Origin of the sequence: Pseudomonas sp. GM80 (assembly GCF_000282515.1) — a bacterium.
Taxonomy (GTDB): domain Bacteria; phylum Pseudomonadota; class Gammaproteobacteria; order Pseudomonadales; family Pseudomonadaceae; genus Aquipseudomonas.
On the sequence record NZ_AKJD01000244.1, the window covers coordinates 1 to 2,656 of the forward strand.

A 2,656-nucleotide genomic window follows, 5' to 3' on the forward strand; every position below is an offset into this window, starting at 1 on the left:
GTGTTGCCGTAGCCGCCACGGCGGCCGGCCAGCAGCACTTTACCGTCGCCGGCAGCCTTGATCGGCGTGCCGCGTGGCGCTGCGTAGTCGACACCTTTATGGGCGCGGATCTTGTTGAGGATCGGGTGCTTGCGGCCCATGGAGAACTTCGAGCTGATGCGGGCGAAGTCCACCGGCGTACGGATGAACGCCTTGCGCATGCTGTTGCCATCAGCGGTGTAGTAGCTGCTGTTACCTTGTTTGTTGGTGTAACGCACGGCGGTGTAGGTTTTGCCGCGGTTGGTGAAGCGTGCAGACAGGATCGGGCCAGTGCCGACGGCTTTGCCATTGACCACTTTCTGCTCGTAGATCACGTCGAATTCATCGCCTTGGCGGATGTCCTGAGCGAAGTCGACGTCGTAGCCAAACACGCTGGCCATGTCCATGGTCATGCTGTGGGAGAGGCCTGCGCGGGCGGCGGACTGAGACAGCGAGCTGTTGATCACGCCATGTACGTAAGCGGTGCGTACGGTTGGTTTTGCGGTAACCCGGTTAAATGCATAACCCTTGGCATTCTTGGTCAGGGTAATGGTTTCGACGTCGCTGACTTTGCTGTGCAGGCTGGTGAGTTGGCCTTCCGAGCTCAATTCGAATTCGAGTTTCTGGCCGTGTTTGAGTTGGCTGAACTGTTTGGCTTGTTTATCGCTGGCCAGTACTTCATGCACGGAGGCGGCGGGCAGGCCGACTTTTTCGAATAGCGTGGACAGTGTATCGCCCTTGGCGACGACAACTTCGCGATGGCCGGGCGCTTTTGCTTTTTCTGCAGCAGGCGCTGGTACAGGTGCGGTTTCAGCGGTTTGCGGGGTGTTTTCGTCGCTGTTTTCGATTTGCGCAAATGGTGAAGCGACCGGCTCATTTGTGGCTTGAACCGCGTCAGCAGCGTCTTGATCTTGTGTCAGTTGTTCAGCAGGACTTTCCAGTTCAAGGCTCAGGGTCGTCTTTTTGGCTTCAACATCACTGGAAGGGAATACCAGGAGTGCCAGGCTGAGAAGGGCGGCGATCCCACTTGCGGCGAGCAGGTGGGTCTTCGGGTAAAGCGGAGGCGCTTTAGACGGTTCTGTGGTCATAGGTAATTTTGACTTTGAAAAATGATGAATTGGAAAAGATGAATGACATGATGAAGATGAAATAACTGTATAAAATATAACCAAATCATCTCTGAAGCAAGTCTACAGACAGCGCGTTTGTGGATTGGTGTCCGTGCGCCGGGCAAAACTTGTAATTGGTGCACGATCTTGTATGGTTGGTTCCCTTTGAATCTGAGCCTTGCGGGTCTGTTATGAAGTCGGTTGAAGAGCAGCTAGCGCTGATAAAACGTGGTGCGGAAGAACTATTGGTCGAGTCCGAGCTGATCGAGAAGCTCAAGCGCGGCCAACCGCTGCGTATCAAGGCTGGTTTCGATCCGACCGCTCCGGATCTGCACTTGGGTCACACCGTGCTTATTAATAAGCTGCGCCAGTTCCAGGAGCTGGGGCATCAAGTGATCTTCCTTATAGGTGACTTCACCGGGATGATCGGTGATCCGAGCGGCAAGAGTGCCACGCGCCCTCCGCTGACTCGTGAGCAGGTTCTAGAGAACGCCGAGACTTACAAGACTCAGGTTTTCAAAATTCTTGATCCGGCGAAAACCGAAGTTGCGTTCAACTCTACCTGGATGGATCAGATGGGGCCGGCGGACTTCATTCGCCTGACTTCGCAATACACCGTCGCACGCATGCTTGAGCGCGATGACTTCGACAAGCGCTACACCACCAATCAGCCGATCGCTATTCACGAGTTCCTCTATCCACTGGTTCAGGGTTACGACTCGGTGGCTTTGCGTGCGGACGTTGAGCTGGGCGGCACCGATCAGAAGTTCAACTTGCTGATGGGGCGTGAGTTGCAGCGTGGTTATGGCCAGGAAGCGCAGTGCATTCTGACAATGCCGCTGCTTGAAGGTCTGGATGGCGTGAAGAAGATGTCCAAGTCTTTGGGCAACTACGTCGGTATTCAGGAAGCGCCGGGCGTTATGTACAGCAAGCTGGTTTCGATTCCGGATGCATTGATGTGGCGCTACTTCGAGCTGCTCAGCTTCCGTTCGATGGATGAGATCAATGCGTTGCGTGCAGACGTAGAGGCGGGTACCAATCCGCGTGACGTTAAAATCAAGCTGGCCGAAGAGATCGTTGCGCGCTTCCATGGTGAGGAGGCTGCGGCCAATGCTCATCGTGCTGCGGGTAATCGCATGAAGGATGGCGAGTTGCCGGATGACCTGCCGGAGATCGAGCTGGCTTCAGCTGAAGACATGCCGATTGCAGCTGTCCTTAATAAGGCGGGTCTGGTGAAGAACTCGGCGGCGGCGCGCGACCTGCTGGCTTCCGGTGGTGTGCGTGTTGATGGTGAAGTGGTCGATCGTTCCTTTATATATGTACTGGGCGCTACCCACGTTTGCCAGGCCGGCAAGAAGGCGTTTGCACGTATTACGCTGAAATCCGAGTAAAACTGAAAATAGGGGTTGACGGCGAATTTTAGATGTCTATAATTCGCCCCACTTCCGGCGCAGTCGAAACGGAAAACTCCTTGAGATTCAATGAGTTATGTAGGTTTCGGCAGCAGGTGCTTCAGTTCATCGAAGCCA

General features: G+C 54.8%; 2 protein-coding genes. One reads left to right on the forward strand and one right to left on the reverse strand.

Annotated elements, in window-relative coordinates; genetic code table 11:
- Nucleotides 1-1,106 (reverse strand): OapA family protein (locus PMI37_RS27445; protein WP_008087539.1); only part of this gene is annotated, 1,106 nt, incomplete at its 3' end.
- A gap of 212 nt (nucleotides 1,107-1,318) precedes the next feature.
- On the opposite strand from PMI37_RS27445, the gene tyrS reads away from it, so the two are divergent.
- Complete coding sequence (gene tyrS, locus PMI37_RS27450) at nucleotides 1,319-2,518, forward strand: tyrosine--tRNA ligase (RefSeq protein WP_008087540.1); 1,200 nt, start codon at nucleotides 1,319-1,321, stop codon at nucleotides 2,516-2,518.
- The last annotated feature ends 138 nt before the right edge of the window (nucleotides 2,519-2,656 follow it).